Source organism: Escherichia sp. Lx600-2, assembly GCF_036662595.1.
In the GTDB taxonomy this organism is placed as follows: Bacteria; Pseudomonadota; Gammaproteobacteria; order Enterobacterales; family Enterobacteriaceae; genus Escherichia; species Escherichia coli.
Genome location: NZ_JAYQWM010000040.1, coordinates 16267 through 36455 on the forward strand (window position 1 = coordinate 16267; position 20189 = coordinate 36455).

The following is a 20189-nucleotide window of genomic DNA, read 5'->3' on the forward strand; positions in this document are numbered from 1 at the left end:
CTACAAGTGTAAGATAACCCTTTCAAAATGACCGTTGCTCTCTGATTTCTCATTTCATGCTCACCCAATATGATGGCGGCGTTTTCTAAAACTGTTAAAGAATGAGGTAAGTATGAAACGTTTAATTATGGCTACGATGGTCACAGCTATTCTGGCATCTTCAACTGTATGGGCTGCTGATAATGCACCGGTAGCGGCACAACAGCAAACTCAGCAAGTTCAGCAAACCCAGAAAACGGCAGCAGCAGAGCGTATCTCTGAACAAGGTTTATATGCGATGCGTGACGTGCAGGTAGCGCGCCTGGCTCTGTTTCATGGCGATCCGGAAAAGGCAAAAGAACTGACCAATGAAGCTTCCGCTTTGTTGTCAGATGACAGTACCGAATGGGCAAAGTTCGCTAAGCCAGGTAAAAAGACCAATCTCAATGATGACCAATATATTGTCATTAATGCATCTGTCGGAATTTCTGAGAGTTATGTAGCAACACCCGAAAAAGAAGCCGCGATAAAAATTGCCAATGAAAAAATGGCGAAAGGGGATAAAAAGGGCGCAATGGAAGAGCTTCGCCTGGCCGGTGTTGGTGTAATGGAAAACCAATATCTGATGCCGCTTAAACAGACTCGTAATGCACTTGCTGATGCGCAGAAACTGCTTGATAAAAAGCAATACTACGAGGCAAACCTGGCGCTTAAAGGTGCGGAAGATGGAATCATCGTCGATAGCGAAGCACTGTTTGTGAACTAATGCTGACAGGCAGTATATTGAGGTAAAGGATTTAACTCCCTCCAGCCGACAATTTTTTATGACCACAATACGACAGGTTGTGGTCATAAAATTATTTGGCGCTCGCGGTTCTATAAACTCGCATTTTATATTCCTCAAAGTAAACCGCAATAATCCCGTGTCATCACAAATCATTTATTATGTTATGTTTTATGGTACGCTTTAAAAAGCGTAATCATACCCTTGCTTGTAAATCACCGGCGCTTCTTACAGTTGTAAGAATAACATCACAAATGTCGCGGCTCTCTCTGATTACCGCGAGCCAATATTTATCATATTCTTCTTTTCGTCCTCACTACTTACCATGCGGAAAGGAATTGGAAGTGGCGATGAAATGATTTTCAGCACTTGATACGGGAATTTAAAAATATCGAGTGCCGCTACGACGATATTTTGCGGATTATTTATAGAGGGCGTTATGCCTTAAATAAACGCTAAATTAACACATATTTAATTAACTAATAGGTATTGCTATGTCAACTCCACTTCAAGGAATTAAAGTTCTCGATTTCACCGGTGTGCAATCTGGCCCATCTTGTACTCAAATGCTGGCCTGGTTTGGCGCTGACGTCATTAAAATTGAACGCCCCGGCGTTGGTGACGTAACGCGTCACCAGCTGCGAGATATTCCTGATATCGATGCGCTTTACTTCACCATGCTTAACAGTAACAAACGTTCTATTGAGTTAAATACCAAAACAGCGGAAGGCAAAGAGGTAATGGAAAAGCTGATCCGCGAAGCTGATATCTTAGTCGAGAACTTTCATCCAGGGGCCATTGATCACATGGGTTTCACCTGGGAGCATATTCAAGAAATCAATCCACGTCTGATTTTTGGTTCGATCAAAGGGTTTGATGAGTGTTCGCCTTATGTGAATGTAAAAGCCTATGAAAACGTTGCTCAGGCAGCGGGTGGCGCGGCATCCACTACGGGTTTTTGGGACGGTCCGCCGCTGGTAAGCGCTGCAGCGTTAGGAGACAGCAACACCGGAATGCATTTGCTGATCGGTTTACTTGCTGCTTTGCTGCATCGCGAAAAAACGGGGCGTGGGCAACGAGTCACCATGTCAATGCAGGATGCCGTATTGAACCTTTGCCGCGTGAAATTACGCGACCAGCAGCGTCTCGATAAATTGGGTTATCTGGAAGAATACCCGCAGTATCCGAATGGTACATTTGGTGATGCAGTTCCCCGCGGAGGTAATGCGGGTGGTGGCGGTCAGCCTGGATGGATCCTGAAATGTAAAGGCTGGGAAACAGATCCTAACGCCTATATTTATTTCACTATTCAGGAGCAAAACTGGGAAAACACCTGTAAAGCCATCGGCAAACCAGAATGGATTACCGATCCGGCATACAGTACAGCCCATGCCCGACAGCCACATATTTTCGATATTTTTGCTGAAATCGAAAAATACACTGTCACTATTGATAAACATGAAGCAGTGGCTTATTTGACTCAGTTTGATATTCCTTGTGCACCGGTTTTAAGTATGAAAGAAATTTCACTTGATCCCTCTTTACGCCAAAGTGGCAGTGTTGTCGAAGTGGAACAACCGTTGCGTGGAAAATATCTGACAGTTGGTTGTCCAATGAAATTCTCTGCCTTTACGCCAGATATTAAAGCTGCGCCACTATTAGGTGAACATACCGCTGCGGTATTGCGGGAGCTGGGTTATAGCGACGATGAAATTGCTGCAATGAAGCAAAACCACGCCATCTGATATTAACGGGAGCTTCTGGCTCCCAATTTATAAAAATTTCGAGGTTATTAATCATGTCAGATCAACTTCAAATGACAGATGGTATGCATATCATCGTTGAAGCATTAAAACAGAATAATATTGACACTATTTATGGTGTTGTAGGTATTCCTGTGACGGATATGGCACGCCATGCCCAGGCGGAAGGCATTCGTTATATTGGTTTTCGTCATGAGCAGTCGGCAGGCTATGCCGCTGCGGCAAGCGGTTTTCTTACCCAAAAACCGGGGATCTGCCTGACAGTGTCTGCGCCAGGATTCCTCAATGGTTTGACCGCATTGGCCAACGCAACGGTAAATGGTTTTCCGATGATCATGATTAGCGGCTCCAGCGACCGCGCGATCGTCGACCTACAGCAAGGTGATTATGAAGAGCTGGACCAAATGAATGCGGCAAAACCGTATGCCAAAGCAGCATTTCGCGTTAATCAGCCGCAGGATCTTGGCATTGCATTGGCACGCGCTATCCGGGTCTCAGTATCGGGTCGCCCTGGCGGAGTTTATCTTGATTTGCCAGCAAATGTCCTGGCCGCGACGATGGAAAAAGACGAAGCGTTAACCACGATTGTAAAAGTTGAAAATCCGTCGCCAGCATTATTGCCATGCCCGAAGTCAGTCGCTAGCGCAATTTCGCTTTTAGCAAAAGCTGAACGACCATTAGTTATCCTTGGCAAAGGCGCGGCGTATTCACAAGCTGATGAACAGCTTCGTGAATTTATTGAAAGTGCCCAGATTCCATTCCTGCCAATGTCTATGGCGAAAGGGATCCTCGAAGATACGCATCCACTTTCTGCGGCAGCTGCGCGTTCGTTTGCCCTGGCAAATGCTGACGTTGTCATGCTTGTTGGTGCACGACTGAATTGGTTACTGGCACACGGTAAAAAAGGATGGGCGGCAGATACACAGTTTATTCAACTGGATATTGAACCGCAGGAAATTGACAGCAACCGCCCCATTGCTGTGCCAGTCGTTGGCGATATTGCATCCAGTATGCAAGGTATGCTGGCAGAACTGAAACAAAACACATTTACGACTCCACTGGTATGGCGCGATATTTTAAATATCCACAAGCAGCAAAATGCACAAAAAATGCATGAAAAATTGAGTACAGATACCCAACCATTAAATTACTTTAATGCATTAAGTGCTGTGCGCGATGTATTGCGCGAGAACCAGGATATTTATTTAGTAAATGAAGGGGCAAATACCCTGGATAATGCACGAAATATTATTGATATGTATAAACCACGTCGTCGTCTGGATTGTGGTACCTGGGGTGTCATGGGCATCGGTATGGGCTATGCCATCGGTGCTAGCGTGACCTCTGGTTCTCCGGTTGTCGCCATTGAAGGTGATAGTGCTTTTGGTTTCAGTGGGATGGAGATTGAAACAATTTGTCGATATAACCTGCCGGTGACGATCGTTATTTTTAATAATGGCGGCATCTACAGAGGAGACGGTGTTGATCTCAGTGGCGCTGGTGCACCATCACCAACAGATCTGTTGCACCATGCAAGGTATGACAAATTAATGGATGCGTTTCGTGGCGTTGGCTATAACGTCACCACGACAGATGAACTTCGTCATGCTTTAACCACCGGTATTCAGTCGCGCAAACCGACCATTATTAATGTGGTAATCGACCCAGCAGCAGGAACTGAAAGTGGCCATATTACCAAACTTAACCCAAAACAAGTCGCTGGTAATTAAATACTGACATCGTCTCCTCTTGCCAACTCATTATGCGATGGTGAGGGGACCCTTATCGGAAATACTATTATGCTAACATTTTTTATTGGCGATTTATTGCCTATTATCGTAATCATGCTGTTGGGTTATTTTAGCGGCAGACGAGAAACTTTTTCAGAAGATCAAGCTCGGGCATTTAATAAACTGGTATTAAACTACGCGCTTCCTGCAGCCCTATTTGTATCTATTACCCGGGCAAACAGGGAAATGATTTTTGCGGACACTCGTCTGACCCTTGTATCACTTGTGGTTATTGTCGGATGTTTCTTTTTCTCCTGGTTCGGTTGCTACAAATTTTTTAAACGCACTCATGCAGAAGCAGCTGTATGTGCATTAATTGCAGGTTCACCTACTATTGGATTCCTGGGATTTGCAGTTCTCGATCCTATTTATGGTGATTCCGTATCAACAGGTTTAGTGGTAGCAATTATTTCTATTATTGTTAACGCAATTACTATTCCTATTGGTCTGTATTTGCTGAATCCTTCCTCAGGAGCGGATGGTAAGAAGAATAGTAATCTGAGCGCATTAATTTCTGCGGCAAAGGAGCCAGTAGTATGGGCACCTGTTCTGGCAACGATCCTGGTGTTGGTTGGGGTAAAAATTCCGGCAGCATGGGACCCAACCTTTAATCTGATTGCGAAGGCTAACTCAGGGGTAGCGGTATTCGCTGCGGGGTTGACTCTGGCTGCACATAAATTCGAGTTCAGTGCCGAAATTGCTTATAACACCTTCCTGAAGCTGATTCTGATGCCACTGGCGCTGCTTCTCGTTGGTATGGCATGTCATTTGAACAGCGAACATTTGCAGATGATGGTACTGGCAGGCGCATTACCGCCGGCATTCTCCGGAATCATTATTGCCAGCCGGTTTAATGTCTACACCCGCACTGGTACAGCGTCATTGGCTGTGAGCGTACTGGGCTTTGTCGTCACGGCTCCCTTGTGGATTTATGTCAGTCGACTGGTTTCATAATTAATCATGTTATTGATTTTACATAAATGCCGAAGTGTCTTTTCACCTTCGGCTTTTTTCAAGGCATAAGCAAATGACAAATAATGAAAGCAAAGGGCCGTTTGAAGGCTTATTAGTTATCGATATGACACATGTCCTTAATGGACCTTTCGGAACTCAACTTCTTTGTAATATGGGCGCAAGGGTAATTAAAGTTGAGCCACCAGGTCATGGTGATGATACCCGCACATTTGGTCCCTATGTGGATGGACAGTCACTCTATTACAGTTTTATTAATCATGGTAAAGAGAGTGTGGTTCTTGATTTAAAGAATGATCACGATAAAAGTATATTTATAAATATGCTTAAACAAGCTGATGTATTAGCTGAGAATTTTCGCCCAGGTACAATGGAAAAACTGGGGTTTTCATGGGAAAGGTTACAAGAAATCAACCCGCGCCTCATATATGCTTCATCGTCAGGTTTCGGACATACCGGTCCGCTAAAAGATGCTCCTGCCTACGATACCATCATTCAGGCAATGAGCGGGATAATGATGGAAACGGGATACCCTGATGCTCCGCCAGTGCGCGTTGGTACTTCTCTTGCGGATCTATGTGGCGGTGTCTATTTATTCAGTGGAATAGTGAGTGCACTTTATGGCCGCGAAAAGAGCCAGAGAGGGGCGCATGTCGATATAGCGATGTTTGATGCCACGCTGAGTTTTCTGGAGCACGGGCTGATGGCATATATCGCGACTGGGAAGTCACCACAACGTTTGGGAAATCGCCACCCCTACATGGCACCTTTTGATGTTTTCGATACTCAGGATAAGCCGATTACGATTTGTTGTGGTAATGACAAGCTTTTCTCTGCGTTATGCCAGGCACTGGAGCTTACGGAACTGGTTAATGATCCCAGATTTAGCAGCAATATTTTACGCGTACAAAACCAGGCTATTCTTAAACAATATATTGAGCGGACGTTAAAAACACAGGCAGCTGAAGTTTGGTTAGCCAGAATACATGAAGTTGGTGTGCCCGTCGCGCCGTTATTAAGTGTGGCTGAGGCCATTAATTTGCCACAAACTCAGGCGAGAAATATGTTGATTGAAGCCGGGGGAATAATGATGCCGGGTAATCCGATAAAAATCAGTGGCTGCGCGGACCCGCATGTTATGCCGGGAGCGGCAACGCTCGACCAGCATGGGGAGCAAATTCGCCAGGAGTTCTCATCATAAATGTAAGATGTGCTGGTAAATAGCTCCCACATTTGAACATTGTGGGAGCCGCTATTTAGTCATTTTGCTGACAGAAAACAGCAATTTCCTGGTCCAGCTCTGCAATGTGTTCTTTTACAGAGTTTAGCAACTGAAGAATTTCAGGCTTACTGTCATCTGAAACAGGTGTTATTTCTAACTGATGGCTAATATTAATCAACTTTTGCAAATTCAGGATGTTAGCCGCACCGTGGATGCGATGAATACATTGATGGAAAGTTCTGTTATCGCCAGCTTCTAGTGCATGAAACGCAGCGGGTAGATCTTTATGCGTTTCATGCTGGAAAGTCATGAGAATCTCCTGCATCAGTTGTAGATCGTTCGCCGTATTATTTTTCAGGGCTTCGATATCAAGGTGGCGATACTGAGGTGCAATATGCGCAACCTGGTGTAACTGACTTAAATGTGTTTTCAGTACATCCAGGGTCAACGGTTTGAACAAACATAAGTTCATGCCGCAATTTAACCCTTTTTCACGTTCGTTAGCCTGTGCGTTGGCTGTAAGCCCCCAGATGGGTAAGGACGAATTTTGCTCACGGAGTTTGCGAGTCAACTCAAAACCATCCATATTCGGCATATTAACGTCAGTAATAAGCAGATCATAATGTTGCATACTGACTTTGTGTAGCGCTTGCACACCATCAGTGGCTTCGTCAACATCATATCCTAATAGATTTAGCTGGCGTTTGAGTAATAGCCTGTTGGTCGGATGATCATCCGCGATTAATATGCTCAACTTTTCAGGTAGTGTGATAGGTTGTTCTGCTTTTGCCTCGACAGCCGCCACTTGTTGGGTAATTTCTACCGGGATTGTGATCGTAAATGTTGTTCCTATGCCTGGATGACTTTCTAATGACAAATCACCCTGCATGTTTTTAATTAATTCTTTGCAGATCATTAAGCCTAAACCAGAACCTGTTTGCTGACGACCTGCACTTGTTTGGCTATAACGTTTAAACAGTTGTTGTTGTTCTTCCTGTGATAATCCACTTCCAGAATCCATAATCGTCATTTTGATTACAGCGTGGTTGTCATCAATGTGAACCAGGGAGGTCGTAATTTTTACTGCCCCCTCGGTGGTAAATTTGAGAGCATTACTCAGTAAATTTGATAAGACCTGCTTAAACGCCTGAGGGTCGATCTTAACCAGGTAATGTTCAGGAAACGTACTGCTGCAACTTAATGCGATCGATTTGCTTGCAGCAATCGCACCGAAAGAGTGACAAGTGTTCTGGACTAAAGTAGGAATATCGACCCATTGTGGTTGAAGTTGATAGTTACCCGATTCAATTTTGTCGACATCAAGGATTTCACCAATTAAGCCGAGGAGTGATTGTCCGGTGGCGTAGGCAAGTGAAATCGCCTCCACACGTTGCTCCTTGCTAAGACCAGAACCCGACAGAAGTTCCAGGAAGCCCATAATGGAGCTAATTGGTGTTCTTATTTCGTGACTCATTGTTGCCAGAAACTGGCTTTTTGCGACAGTTGCATTGATCGCTTTATTTCTCTCTACTTCGAGTGCATGAATTAAATCACGCGTCTCGGTAATATCTTGCCAACCACAAATATAAACAGCATGTTCGCTGGCTGGCAGATTGCATAATGTATGCCAGTGATTAATGCATCTTTTCTCGATGCCATTATCAATTTCAAATACCTGTGTGTATATTGTTCGATTTTCTTTCGTTTCTGCTGTGACTTCATGCGCATTAGAAAAAACATCTTTAAAGGGGGAGTCACTGTTTTCTAATGGTAACATTGCATTTTTGTAGTAATCCGCAGTGAAATAATGTTCAAAAGCACTATTATGACTAATGACATTACCTTGCCAGTTTACAACATAAGTTGGATTCGGTAAGGAATCCGAGAGTGCTTTCCGGAATGATATTTGGTTTTCTAAATCACCCTGAATGACTTTACGACGACGAACTGAGCGTAACAGGTAGAATCCCCATAAAAGGCTACTGCCAACTAATAAAACGGATAATGTCGTAACAATATAAAATTGCTCGCTATAGAGGTCCCATGTGTCAATGGTCACATTGGGCATTTTAATCCATTTTTCGGTCAGGCGCAGAACTTCGCTTGGGGGGATTGCATTCAGTGCTTTATTAATAATATCCTTAAGTTCCGGTTCTCCGCGAGGAAAAGCGAACGAAAGCGATGCATTCGGAACGCCGGGAATAAGAAAATGATAAAGTTCATTAGGATAGTAATGGTCGATCATGTAACGTGAATTTAACTGTGTCGCGACCAGAGCATCAAGTTCGCCTTCCTTGACCTTGTGAAATGCAGCGCTGGCGTTATCGACTTTTATCCACTCTACCTCCGGATACATCTCTTTTAATTGCGAATGAAGCTCATAATAATATGGAATGGCAACTTTCATTCCTTTTTTTAATGTTTGTTCACTGTCAGGCGCTTTTTGCATGACAAAAACGTAAGGCGTTGTTATGAAGGCTTCAGCAAATAAAACATTATTTTCTCTATCTTCACTATAAATAGCACCGGGTAATATATCCCATCCGCCGGGATTCAGCTGTGTTCCAGCATGGATATTGTGTGAAACGGTGATCGGAGAAAAATTTAAACCTGTTTGCAAGGTAATAATATTAAGAATGTCCCCCATAACGCCCCGAACCGAGCCATTTTCATCCGTCATAGAATAGGGGGGCGAGTAAGGATTTTCCAGCACCTTTAAATCGGGATGCTGCTTAATCCACTGTTTTTCATGTTCAGTGAGTTCTAATGGTTTGTTCAGAAAGGCCAGGTTTCCTGTATCAAGCCAATTTTGTGATACTTCATAGCGAACTTCATTTGTCAAAGCATCAACAAATCGATTGAGTACTTCATTAAGAACGACAGATTCTTTTCTGGTCAAGAAAAAATTATATTGACGCGGTGAGTTATAATATTTCACTACATTTAAGGAGTGAGTGAAATAGCGGGAAATCATACTGCTGGTAATGATGTTACTACCAATAAAGTAATCATTCTGTCCGGCTGAGACGGATGCTAATGCCTGATATAAATTTGTAAAAGAGATAATTGTTGCTTTTGGAAATGATTGATGAATTACCTCGTCAGGGGGATAATTTGCTACTCGAGCAATATTTACTGGTTTTGATGAGGTAAGCGGTCGCATTGAATCGTGAAGGGTGGTGACCAGCGCCGGAAAGGTAATTATCAGTGGTTTGGTTGCAGCAATGTCATCATTAAGAGGCGGCGAAGCAACTAAATGTGATAACACTATATCGACTTCACCTTCTTCCAGCGCGTCCATTGCTTTTTGGTGATCGGCGTATTCCCGGAGTGTTAATTTGATATTTAACGCTCTTTTTAAAAGATTTAAATAATCAGCATTAATACCACGAACCCGTTGCTGCGAATCGGTATGCAACAACGTAGCCGTTTGGGACTTATGTACTGCAATCACAAGATTTTTTTTGCTCGCTAACCAACGTAATTCCTTGTTGCTCAGACGTAGTGGATCAAGTGTGACACGGTTGTTACTACTGATGCCACGATATTCGATGTAATCTTCGTCTGCGAAACTTATGGTCGACCAAAGACCACAACAGAGAAGAAAAATATAGGGTAAAAACTTCATGTGGTTAGCCGATTTTGTTACGTTGTGCGAATGTGTAAAGATCCATCAGTGATTTACATTCTAATTTTTCCATCAGGCGACTTTTATACGTGCTGACAGTTTTGTTGCTGATGAACATTTTTTCAGCAATGTCATTATTATCCTTGCCATCAAGAATATAGCGCATGACACTAATTTCTTGTTTCGATAAGGAGTCGAGTTTTTGCTGGTCGGACGTTAAACTTCCAACAAACCGGTTGAGAGAGAAGGGGAAATAGCAGTAGCCATTTTTTGCAGCTTCAATAGCCGCAATGATATTGTTCATGCCTTCTTTTTTACTCACGAAACCATTAGCGCCAGCATCAGCACAATGTTTCCCGTAAAAATGGTCATTTTTAGCGGAGACGATAATAATAATTCCGCTATATTGGCGCTTCCTCAGCGTTTCTAACACCTGGATACCGTTAACTCCGGGGATATCGACATCAATGATGACGATATCAGGCTTAAGTGTTTCCACCCGCTGAACGGCACTTCCGCCTTCAGTCAACTCTGCTAAGATTTCAATATCGTTTTTGATCAATAAATTACGAATTGCTGCGATAGCAAGAGGATGGTCATCAATAATTATTGCGTTCATAGATTATTCCCTTTGCAATGAAGCATCTCCCTTCTCCCTGTAGTAATACAGACATAAGGCGTCATCTCATTTTCTCAATAAAAATAAGAAAATCTGAGCTTCCTTTAAGATAATTCGACAAGTATACCATATAAATAGTCGGCATAAATGAAATGTCAACAATAAAATCAGGGATTGTACCGATGATTTATAGTTTCAAGTTGGCACTATAAGTCTTCTTACTAATCCTACAGGCGTAAGAATTGTATTGCAAAAGCCACGGTTTAGTCCTCTGTTGTTTTTTTTGCACCTCATTTAAATTAGGCCTCCAACGTTCCTGGGATAATGTGCACACATGCACTGTGTTTGATATGAAGAATGAATACTCTTTTCATTCAATTCATAAATTTCATCTATGCGAAATGAGAGATAAAAGTGGAACAGATTAATTCAAATAAAAAACATTCTAACAGAAGAAAATACTTTTCTTTATTGGCGGTAGTTTTATTTATTGCGTTTTCAGGTGCCTATGCCTATTGGTCAATGGAATTAGAAGACATGATTAGTACAGATGACGCCTATGTCACGGGGAATGCAGATCCAATTTCTGCACAAGTCTCAGGTAGTGTCACTGTAGTTAATCATAAAGATACGAACTACGTTCGACAGGGTGACATTTTAGTTTCACTGGATAAAACTGATGCCACTATCGCACTCAATAAAGCTAAAAATAATCTGGCAAATATTGTTCGGCAAACGAATAAACTATACTTACAGGATAAACAATACAGTGCCGAAGTTGCTTCAGCACGTATTCAGTATCAACAATCTTTAGAAGATTATAACCGTCGTGTGCCTTTAGCGAAGCAGGGGGTTATTTCAAAAGAAACGCTGGAGCATACCAAAGATACGTTAATAAGTAGCAAAGCGGCATTGAATGCCGCTATCCAGGCTTATAAAGCGAATAAAGCTTTAGTAATGAACACACCATTAAACCGTCAGCCACAAGTCGTTGAAGCTGCGGATGCAACCAAAGAAGCCTGGTTGGCGCTTAAACGTACGGATATTAAGAGTCCGGTTACCGGCTATATTGCCCAGAGAAGTGTTCAGGTCGGCGAAACAGTGAGTCCCGGACAATCGTTAATGGCTGTCGTACCGGCACGTCAAATGTGGGTTAATGCTAACTTTAAAGAAACACAACTCACGGATGTACGGATTGGTCAATCGGTCAATATTATCAGCGATCTTTATGGTGAGAATGTTGTGTTTCATGGCCGGGTGACAGGGATCAATATGGGAACCGGCAATGCGTTCTCCTTATTACCTGCACAAAATGCGACAGGGAACTGGATCAAAATCGTTCAGCGTGTACCGGTTGAAGTTTCTCTTGATCCAAAAGAACTCATGGAACACCCCTTGCGCATTGGTTTATCGATGACTGCAACTATTGATACGAAGGACGAAGACATTGCTGAGCTGCCTGATCTGGCTTCAACCGTGACCTCCATGCCGGCTTATACCAGTAAGGCTTTAGTTATCGATACCAGTCCGATAGAAAAAGAAATTAGCAACATTATTTCGCATAATGGACAACTTTAATGGCAATCACTAAATCAACTCCGGCACCATTAACCGGTGGGACGTTATGGTGCGTCACTATTGCATTGTCATTGGCGACGTTTATGCAAATGTTGGATTCCACTATTTCTAACGTCGCAATACCGACAATATCTGGCTTTCTGGGAGCATCAACAGACGAAGGCACCTGGGTTATCACCTCGTTTGGCGTAGCAAATGCCATTGCGATCCCTGTTACCGGCAGGCTGGCACAAAGAATAGGCGAATTAAGGTTATTTTTACTTTCAGTCACTTTTTTTTCGCTGTCTTCCTTAATGTGTAGTTTATCGACCAATCTTGATGTGCTGATATTTTTTAGAGTCGTTCAGGGGTTAATGGCAGGGCCGTTAATTCCACTGTCACAGAGTTTATTATTAAGGAATTATCCACCAGAAAAAAGAACATTTGCTCTGGCATTATGGTCAATGACCGTGATTATCGCTCCGATATGTGGGCCGATATTGGGCGGTTATATTTGTGATAACTTTAGCTGGGGTTGGATATTTTTAATCAATGTCCCTATGGGGATTATCGTCCTGACATTATGCTTAACTTTACTTAAAGGAAGAGAAACTGAGACTTCACCGGTCAAAATGAATCTACCAGGACTGACCCTGTTAGTGCTCGGTGTTGGTGGCTTGCAAATTATGCTTGATAAAGGGCGCGATCTGGATTGGTTCAACTCGAGTACAATAATAATATTAACAGTAGTATCAGTTATTTCTCTGATCTCTTTAGTCATTTGGGAGTCGACCTCAGAGAACCCGATTCTTGATCTCAGTTTGTTTAAGTCCCGTAACTTCACCATTGGTATAGTGAGTATCACATGCGCGTATTTATTTTACTCTGGAGCGATCGTCCTTATGCCGCAGTTACTCCAGGAAACGATGGGGTATAATGCGATATGGGCCGGACTTGCTTATGCGCCCATCGGCATCATGCCACTATTAATTTCACCTTTGATAGGACGTTATGGCAACAAAATAGACATGCGGTTGTTAGTGACATTTAGTTTTTTGATGTATGCGGTTTGCTATTACTGGCGTTCTGTGACATTTATGCCAACGATTGATTTTACAGGCATCATTTTGCCACAGTTTTTCCAGGGATTCGCCGTTGCCTGTTTCTTTTTACCCTTAACAACGATTTCGTTTTCAGGGTTGCCAGATAATAAATTTGCCAATGCCTCGAGTATGAGTAATTTTTTTCGTACCTTGTCAGGATCCGTTGGTACGTCGTTGACAATGACGCTGTGGGGACGACGCGAATCGTTACACCATAGTCAGTTGACAGCAACCATCGATCAATTTAACCCCGTGTTTAATTCATCGTCACAAATTATGGATAAATACTATGGTTCGCTTTCAGGAGTTCTTAATGAAATTAATAATGAAATAACCCAGCAGTCACTTTCTATTTCTGCAAATGAGATTTTCCGTATGGCGGCTATTGCTTTTATCTTACTTACGGTTTTGGTTTGGTTTGCGAAACCGCCGTTTACAGCGAAAGGCGTTGGGTGATGGTAAAAGCAGGGGGTTATAGCGGGTAAGACCGGGGATCTTAAGTCTGCGCCATCGGCAGCATCGCTCACCCAGGGAAAGGATGGCGATGCTGCGTTGAAACGTTATTAACGGCCTTTTGCCAGATATTGATTCATCTCTTCTTCCGGCACCATTCCACCTCCCGTCGCCCACACCAGATGAGTGGCATTACGCAGCTGTTCTGCGCTGAAACCGTGCATCTGTTGGTAACTTACTGATGCACACACGCGCTGAGGTCCGGCCATACCCGCCAGTGCCGAAGGTTCAAGACGAATACCTTCTTCCTGCGCCAGCCAGCCAAGCATGTCATACATGGTTTGATCGCTAAGGGTATAGAAGCCATCCAGCAGACGCTCCATTGCCCGCCCGACAAAGCCTGATGCGCGACCAACAGCAAGGCCATCCGCTGCGGTAAGGTTGTCGATACCAATATCCTGAACAGAAATCTGATCGTGTAACCCTGTATGGATGCCTAACAGCATACAAGGGGAGTGCGTTGGTTCGGCAAAAAAGCAGTGAACATGATCGCCAAACGCCAGTTTAAGCCCGAATGCGACGCCACCAGGACCACCGCCAACACCACACGGCAGATAGACAAACAGAGGGTTATCAGCATCGACGATACGGCCTTGCTGGGCAAATTGCGCTTTAAGACGCTGGCCAGCGACGGAATACCCAAGGAACAACGTGCGGGAATTTTCGTCATCAATAAAGAAACAGTTCGGGTCAGACTGCGCTGCTTTACGTCCTTCCTCGACGGCAACACCATAATCTTGCTCATATTCCACGACCGTAACGCCATGGCTGCGCAGTTTCGCTTTTTTCCATGCCCGGGCATCAGCAGACATATGCACTGTCACCTTAAAGCCAATGCGGGCGCTCATAATGCCGATTGATAACCCCAGATTTCCGGTTGAGCCCACAGCAATGCTGTACTGGCTAAAGAACTGTTTAAACTCCGGAGAAAGCAGTTTGCTGTAGTCATCATCAAGCGTCAGCAACCCCGCTTCCAGAGCCAGTTTTTCTGCGTGTGCCAGGACTTCATAAATCCCGCCGCGTGCTTTTATGGAGCCGGAAATGGGCAAATGGCTATCTTTTTTCAGTAACAGTTGCCCGCTGATCGGTTGTTGATATTCCTTTTCCAGCCGTTTTTGCATAGCCGGAATGGCAACCAGTTCTGATTCAATAATCCCCCCAGTGGCAGCAGTTTCAGGAAATGCTTTTGCCAGATAGGGTGCAAAACGGGATAAGCGCGCATGGGCGTCCTGAACATCCTGTTCGGTCAGGCCAACATAAGGTAAACCTTCAGCCAATGAGGTCGTGCCAGGATTAAACCAGGTGGTTTCTTTAAGAGCAACCAGATCCTTTACCAACGGATACTGGGCGATGAGCGAGTTCATTTTAGCGTTTTCCATAGTACGTCTCTTTGCGCTTAGATGATAAATGACAGCAGGAATGTGCCCGCCAGAGCGACGACTGAAGCGATAAATGTCGCTGTCGTATAGTATTTAAATGTTTCATTGAGCGTAGCGCCGCAATATTGCTTCACCAGCCAGAAAAGCGAGTCCGTAACGATCGTGCAGCCAATCGCGCCTGAACCGATAGCAATCGCAATAATTTCCGGGCTGATGTCGGGATACAGCGGCAGCATGGGTGCAACAATTGCCGTTGCCCCCATCATTGCCACGGTAGCGGAGCCCACTGCCGCATGCAGAATAAGAGCTACTAACCAGGCCAGAAGAATCGGGTGCATATGCATATTGGAGAGAATAACTGCCAGCGTATCAGCGAGACTGCTGTTTTTTAAAATGGCGTTGAATGCGCCTCCGGCCCCGATAATCAGCAAAATATTAGCAATAGAACCGAAGCCATTTTCCGTATGTGTGAGCATCGTCCCCATGCTCATATGCTGGCGTATACCCAACACATAATAGGCGACAAACACGGCGATAAACATGGCAGTGATAGGGTTGCCAATAAACTCAAGCAAGATATACAAACCACTCTCACGCGCCATATTCAATTCGGCAATCGTTTTCACCAACATCAGCGCAATGGGTAGCAGTATGGTCAATAACGTTGCTCCTAATGACGGTAGTGTTTTTTCATCGCGAACTTTGAGATCGGCAAACTCTGTGGGTACAGGTTTAAAGGGCAGTCGTTGACCCAGAAATTTAAGGAAAAGTGGGCCACCGATCAGTGATGCCATCAGCCCAACCAGCAAACCGTAGACGATCACCGAACCGATATCTGCGCCCAGCTTATTGGCAACATATAAAGCAGCCGGATGTGGGGGAACCACGCAGTGCACTGCCATCAATGCGGTACACAGCGGAATAGCCAGCTTTAACAATGAGGTATTGGTTTTTTTGGCAATTGAAAAAGCCAGAGGAATCAATAGCACGACGCCCACTTCAACAAACAGCGTGATGCCGCAAATCAGGCCAACCAGCACCATAATGACATCAGCCGAAAGCCAGCGGCAGCGTTGAAGTGTCAGACCAATTCTTTCTGCGGCCCCGGATACTTCCATCATTTTTCCCAGTATCGTGCCCAGGCCGATAACCGCAGCAAGGAACCCCAGCGTTCCGCCAATTCCACTTTCAATAGCATTTACCATATCCAGTGGCTCCATGCCCATCATCGTTCCCACGAAGAAGCTGGCCAGCAACAGCGCCAGAAACGGGTGGAATTTGAACTTCACGATGGTCAGTACAATTAACACGATGCTGATAAGCAGCGTGCTCACAACCCAGATTTGAGAGTGCATATCTCACCTTCCCCTGTGATTAACCTGATGATATTGGACAAAAAAACAACACAGGCTGACAAACGATAAAATTTGCCTTTCACATGAGACAAATTGCATCAAGTGAGTGATTTACATCTAAAAATGAAGGTAAATTGAGATATGGTTCACTTTAGATCACCTTACAGCTGAAATTTTGCCGCTATTTTTTTACACTTAAGAGAAAAATGAGGTGATTATGGAACCCCTTCGTGAAATAAGAAATCGACTGCTTAACGGCTGGCAACTATCAAAACTGCATACTTTTGAAGTGGCTGCCAGGCATCAGTCCTTCGCCCTGGCGGCAGAGGAATTGTCGCTGAGCCCCAGTGCGGTAAGTCACCGTATCAATCAGCTGGAAGAAGAATTGGGTATTCAGTTGTTTGTTCGTTCCCATCGCAAAGTGGAATTAACGCACGAGGGGAAACGCGTTTATTGGGCGCTAAAATCGTCGCTGGATACCCTGAACCAGGAAATTCTTGATATCAAAAATCAGGAGTTATCGGGAACGTTAACTCTGTATTCCCGGCCCTCTATCGCTCAATGCTGGTTGGTGCCCGCATTAGGTGACTTTACACGCCGCTATCCGTCTATTTCGCTCACCGTGCTCACTGGTAATGACAATGTCAATCTGCAACGTGCCGGAATCGATTTGGCAATCTACTTTGATGACGCGCCGTCAGCGCAACTGACTCATCACTTTCTGATGGATGAAGAAATCCTGCCTGTATGTAGCCCGGAATACGCTCAAAGACATGCTTTAAGCAACACGGTAATTAACCTGCGCCACTGTACGTTGCTCCATGACAGACAGGCATGGAGCAACGACTCCGGAACGGATGAATGGCATAGTTGGGCGCAACATTATGCGGTTAATTTGCCGACATCTTCTGGAATTGGCTTTGATCGCTCTGATTTAGCCGTTATCGCCGCAATGAATCATGTTGGGGTGGCGATGGGAAGAAAACGCCTGGTACAAAAAAGGCTTGCCAGTGGTGAGCTCGTCGCGCCGTTTGGCGATATGACGGTGAAATGCCATCAGCATTATTACATCACCACATTACCGGGCAGGCAGTGGCCAAAAATTGAAGCGTTTATTACCTGGCTAAGAGAACAGGTAAAAACCACTTCATAATGAATAAAACCACGAGTTCCTGGTGTGCCTTATTCGGCCTGCTAGTTCGAATTTAATTTACGGTTTTTATGTGGTTTTAGGGATAAACACAAGGATGGTGTCCCCTGCAGGAATCGAACCTGCAATTAGCCCTTAGGAGGGGCTCGTTATATCCATTTAACTAAGAGGACAATGCGGCATGAGTATACCCGCTAATGGACTGCGGGGTAAGTACGCTGCCGCTCGATTGCTTAAACCCTCGCCATTTATGCCGGGTTTTTATCATTTTTCTTAATGTTTTCCGCACGTTCTGCTTTTTGGCGTGCTTCTGCTTTGCGCTTGTTGCTCATGTCGTTACGGATCTGTGCATGACTCATTAACGCGAAGATAAAGGTGCCGCCGCAGATGTTCCCCGCTAAAGTAGGTAGTGCGAAGGGCCAGATGAAATCGCTCCAGTGCAGCGTACCGTTAAACACCAGATAGAGGATTTCAACAGAACCGACAACGATGTGAGTGGTGTCACCCAGGGCAATAAGCCAGGTCATCAATATAATCACCACAATCTTTGCCGCACCCGCTGCAGGAAACATCCATACCATAGTGGCGATCAGCCAGCCGGAAATGATCGCGTTGGCAAACATCTCGCTGGGGGTGTTCTTCATCACATCCATGCCGATTTTGACAAATGCATCGCGAGTTTCTTCATTGAAGATTGGCATATATTCAAATGCCCACGCCGCAATACCTGTCCCGAGAATATTACCCAGCAGCACGACGCCCCATAACCGCATAAGTAAGCCAACGTTGCTCATTGTCGGTTTTTGCATGACGGGTAGTACCGCAGTCACGGTGTTTTCGGTAAATAATTGCTGGCGGGCCATAATGACGATAATAAAACCAAAGGTATAACCGAGATTCTCCAGCAAGAAGCTGCCCGGCACGCCTTCCAGTTCGACATGAAATATCCCTTTTGCCAGTAGCGAAGCGCCCATCGACAGACCCGCCGCAATGGCTGACCACAGTAGCGCCATTGCGTCGCGTTCCAGCTCTTTTTCACCATCCTGGCGGATATGCTCATGAATTGCCATCGCCCGGGAGGGGAGTCGGTCTTCATCTATTTCTATTTTTTTGCCGCGCTCTTTTTCTTCGCTCTCAACTTCAATTTCGTCGCTGTGTTGATCAATTTTGTTGTTGTCCATGGTCTCTTCTCTTGAATTAGCACGTATAACTAAAGCGTAGCGGCTTTTTTGCTCGCAACTGGCGGGAGTTACTCTGAAAATGAAGAAAAGGCCGCGTTTGCCTTTTTCTGTTTCCATAGAATCAAGTAGCCTACAGGGCGGCGATTACCAGGCTATGATCAAATCAGCAAATCAGGGCGTCTGGACATCAGTTGACGTGCTGTTACAATCGCCCACACCTAAACAGGCGGATACGGTATCGTTCCGTCATGGATGGCAAACTGCATAAGCCATAAAAAAACAGGGAGACATTTATGAAGCTTCGCCTGTCGGCGCTTGCTCTGGGAACTACGCTTCTGGTGGGGTGTGCGAGTTCCGGTACAGATCAGCAAGGGCGTTCTGACCCGTTAGAAGGGTTCAACCGCACCATGTACAACTTCAACTTCAACGTACTAGACCCGTATATTGTTCGACCGGTCGCTGTCGCCTGGCGTGATTATGTTCCGCAACCGGCGCGTAACGGTTTGAGCAACTTTACCGGCAACCTTGAAGAACCCGCGGTGATGGTGAACTACTTCTTGCAGGGCGACCCTTATCAGGGGATGGTCCACTTTACCCGCTTTTTCCTGAACACCATTTTGGGGATGGGTGGTTTTATTGATGTTGCAGGGATGGCGAACCCGAAACTGCAACGGACTGAACCTCACCGCTTCGGTAGTACGCTTGGTCATTATGGCGTGGGTTATGGCCCGTACGTCCAGTTACCGTTCTACGGTAGCTTCACGCTGCGTGATGACGGTGGTGATATGGCGGATGGTCTTTACCCGGTTCTATCCTGGCTGACCTGGCCGATGTCTGTGGGTAAATGGACGCTTGAAGGGATAGAAACTCGTGCGCAGTTGTTGGATTCCGACGGTCTGCTGCGTCAGTCGTCCGATCCTTATATTATGGTGCGCGAAGCGTACTTCCAGCGTCATGATTTCATCGCTAATGGCGGCGAACTCAAACCGCAGGAAAATCCGAACGCGCAAGCGATTCAGGATGATTTAAAAGATATCGATTCTGAATAAGAAACAAATAAAAAAGGTGAGTCGCAATACTCACCTTTTTTGTTGTTATCCCTCAATTACCACAAGTAAAAGGAGATAAACCGACAATGACCCGGACGTAATTATGTAAAAATACTGATGTTCGTCACGACTATTTCAGATATTC

14 protein-coding genes and 1 tRNA gene are annotated in these 20189 nt (G+C 44.8%); 9 read left to right on the forward strand and 6 right to left on the reverse strand.

All coding sequences use genetic code 11. The features are described from left to right. The first annotated feature begins 112 nt into the window (after positions 1–112). The 5 genes from OQV04_RS15075 (at position 113) to yfdE (ending at position 6489) form a co-directional block, all read left to right on the forward strand. A complete protein-coding gene (locus OQV04_RS15075) occupies positions 113–745 on the forward strand; it encodes a YfdX family protein (protein ID WP_000825604.1) in 633 nt (210 codons plus the stop codon). Positions 746–1257: 512 nt separating this feature from the next. After that, positions 1258–2508, forward strand: a complete 1251-nt coding sequence (gene frc, locus OQV04_RS15080) for a formyl-CoA transferase (RefSeq protein WP_032281369.1) — start codon at positions 1258–1260, stop codon at positions 2506–2508. A gap of 53 nt (positions 2509–2561) precedes the next feature. Beyond that, positions 2562–4256, forward strand: a complete 1695-nt coding sequence (gene oxc, locus OQV04_RS15085; protein ID WP_001283479.1) for an oxalyl-CoA decarboxylase — start codon at positions 2562–2564, stop codon at positions 4254–4256. Positions 4257–4325: 69 nt separating this feature from the next. Beyond that, positions 4326–5270, forward strand: a complete 945-nt coding sequence (yfdV, locus tag OQV04_RS15090) for a transporter YfdV (RefSeq protein ID WP_000955028.1) — start codon at positions 4326–4328, stop codon at positions 5268–5270. A 73-nt stretch (positions 5271–5343) separates the two neighbouring features. Continuing rightward, positions 5344–6489, forward strand: coding sequence for a CoA:oxalate CoA-transferase (yfdE, locus tag OQV04_RS15095; RefSeq protein WP_000183691.1), 1146 nt, complete (start codon positions 5344–5346; stop codon positions 6487–6489). A 55-nt stretch (positions 6490–6544) separates the two neighbouring features. On the opposite strand, the gene evgS is transcribed toward yfdE, so the two are convergent. Continuing rightward, a complete protein-coding gene (gene evgS / locus OQV04_RS15100) occupies positions 6545–10138 on the reverse strand; it encodes an acid-sensing system histidine kinase EvgS (RefSeq protein ID WP_071999253.1) in 3594 nt (1197 codons plus the stop codon). Positions 10139–10142: 4 nt separating this feature from the next. Continuing rightward, complete coding sequence (evgA, locus tag OQV04_RS15105) at positions 10143–10757, reverse strand: acid-sensing system DNA-binding response regulator EvgA (RefSeq protein ID WP_000991370.1); 615 nt, start codon at positions 10755–10757, stop codon at positions 10143–10145. Between the two features lie 414 nt (positions 10758–11171). Between evgA and emrK the strand changes: the two genes are divergently transcribed. Both emrK and emrY read left to right on the forward strand, forming a co-directional pair. Continuing rightward, the gene (gene emrK, locus OQV04_RS15110; RefSeq protein WP_032281367.1) at positions 11172–12335 is read left to right on the forward strand and encodes a multidrug efflux MFS transporter periplasmic adaptor subunit EmrK; all 1164 of its coding nucleotides are present in this window, start codon (positions 11172–11174) and stop codon (positions 12333–12335) included. After that, positions 12335–13873: a multidrug efflux MFS transporter permease subunit EmrY gene (emrY, locus tag OQV04_RS15115; RefSeq protein WP_001018714.1), complete on the forward strand. Its 1539-nt coding sequence runs from the start codon at positions 12335–12337 to the stop codon at positions 13871–13873. Before emrK ends, emrY begins: the two co-directional genes overlap by 1 nt. A gap of 107 nt (positions 13874–13980) precedes the next feature. On the opposite strand, the gene dsdA is transcribed toward emrY, so the two are convergent. Then, positions 13981–15309 carry a D-serine ammonia-lyase gene (gene dsdA / locus OQV04_RS15120; RefSeq protein ID WP_032281366.1) on the reverse strand — a complete coding sequence of 443 codons (1329 nt, stop codon included), beginning with the start codon at positions 15307–15309 and terminating at the stop codon, positions 13981–13983. A 17-nt stretch (positions 15310–15326) separates the two neighbouring features. Beyond that, on the reverse strand, positions 15327–16664 hold the full coding sequence (dsdX, locus tag OQV04_RS15125; RefSeq protein ID WP_032281365.1) for a D-serine transporter DsdX: 1338 nt from the start codon (positions 16662–16664) through the stop codon (positions 15327–15329). Between the two features lie 217 nt (positions 16665–16881). Between dsdX and dsdC the strand changes: the two genes are divergently transcribed. Further along, positions 16882–17817 carry a DNA-binding transcriptional regulator DsdC gene (dsdC, locus tag OQV04_RS15130; protein ID WP_032281377.1) on the forward strand — a complete coding sequence of 312 codons (936 nt, stop codon included), beginning with the start codon at positions 16882–16884 and terminating at the stop codon, positions 17815–17817. 95 nt (positions 17818–17912) lie between these two features. Here the strand turns inward: dsdC and OQV04_RS15135 are convergent. Together OQV04_RS15135 and OQV04_RS15140 are read right to left on the reverse strand one after the other, a co-directional pair. After that, positions 17913–17987, reverse strand: a tRNA-Arg gene (locus tag OQV04_RS15135). A 75-nt stretch (positions 17988–18062) separates the two neighbouring features. Next, entirely contained in the window at positions 18063–18995 is a 933-nt protein-coding gene (locus tag OQV04_RS15140) for a formate/nitrite transporter family protein (RefSeq protein WP_032281325.1), read from the reverse strand. Positions 18996–19288: 293 nt separating this feature from the next. On the opposite strand from OQV04_RS15140, the gene mlaA reads away from it, so the two are divergent. Next, entirely contained in the window at positions 19289–20044 is a 756-nt protein-coding gene (gene mlaA / locus OQV04_RS15145) for a phospholipid-binding lipoprotein MlaA (protein ID WP_000776768.1), read from the forward strand. The last annotated feature ends 145 nt before the right edge of the window (positions 20045–20189 follow it).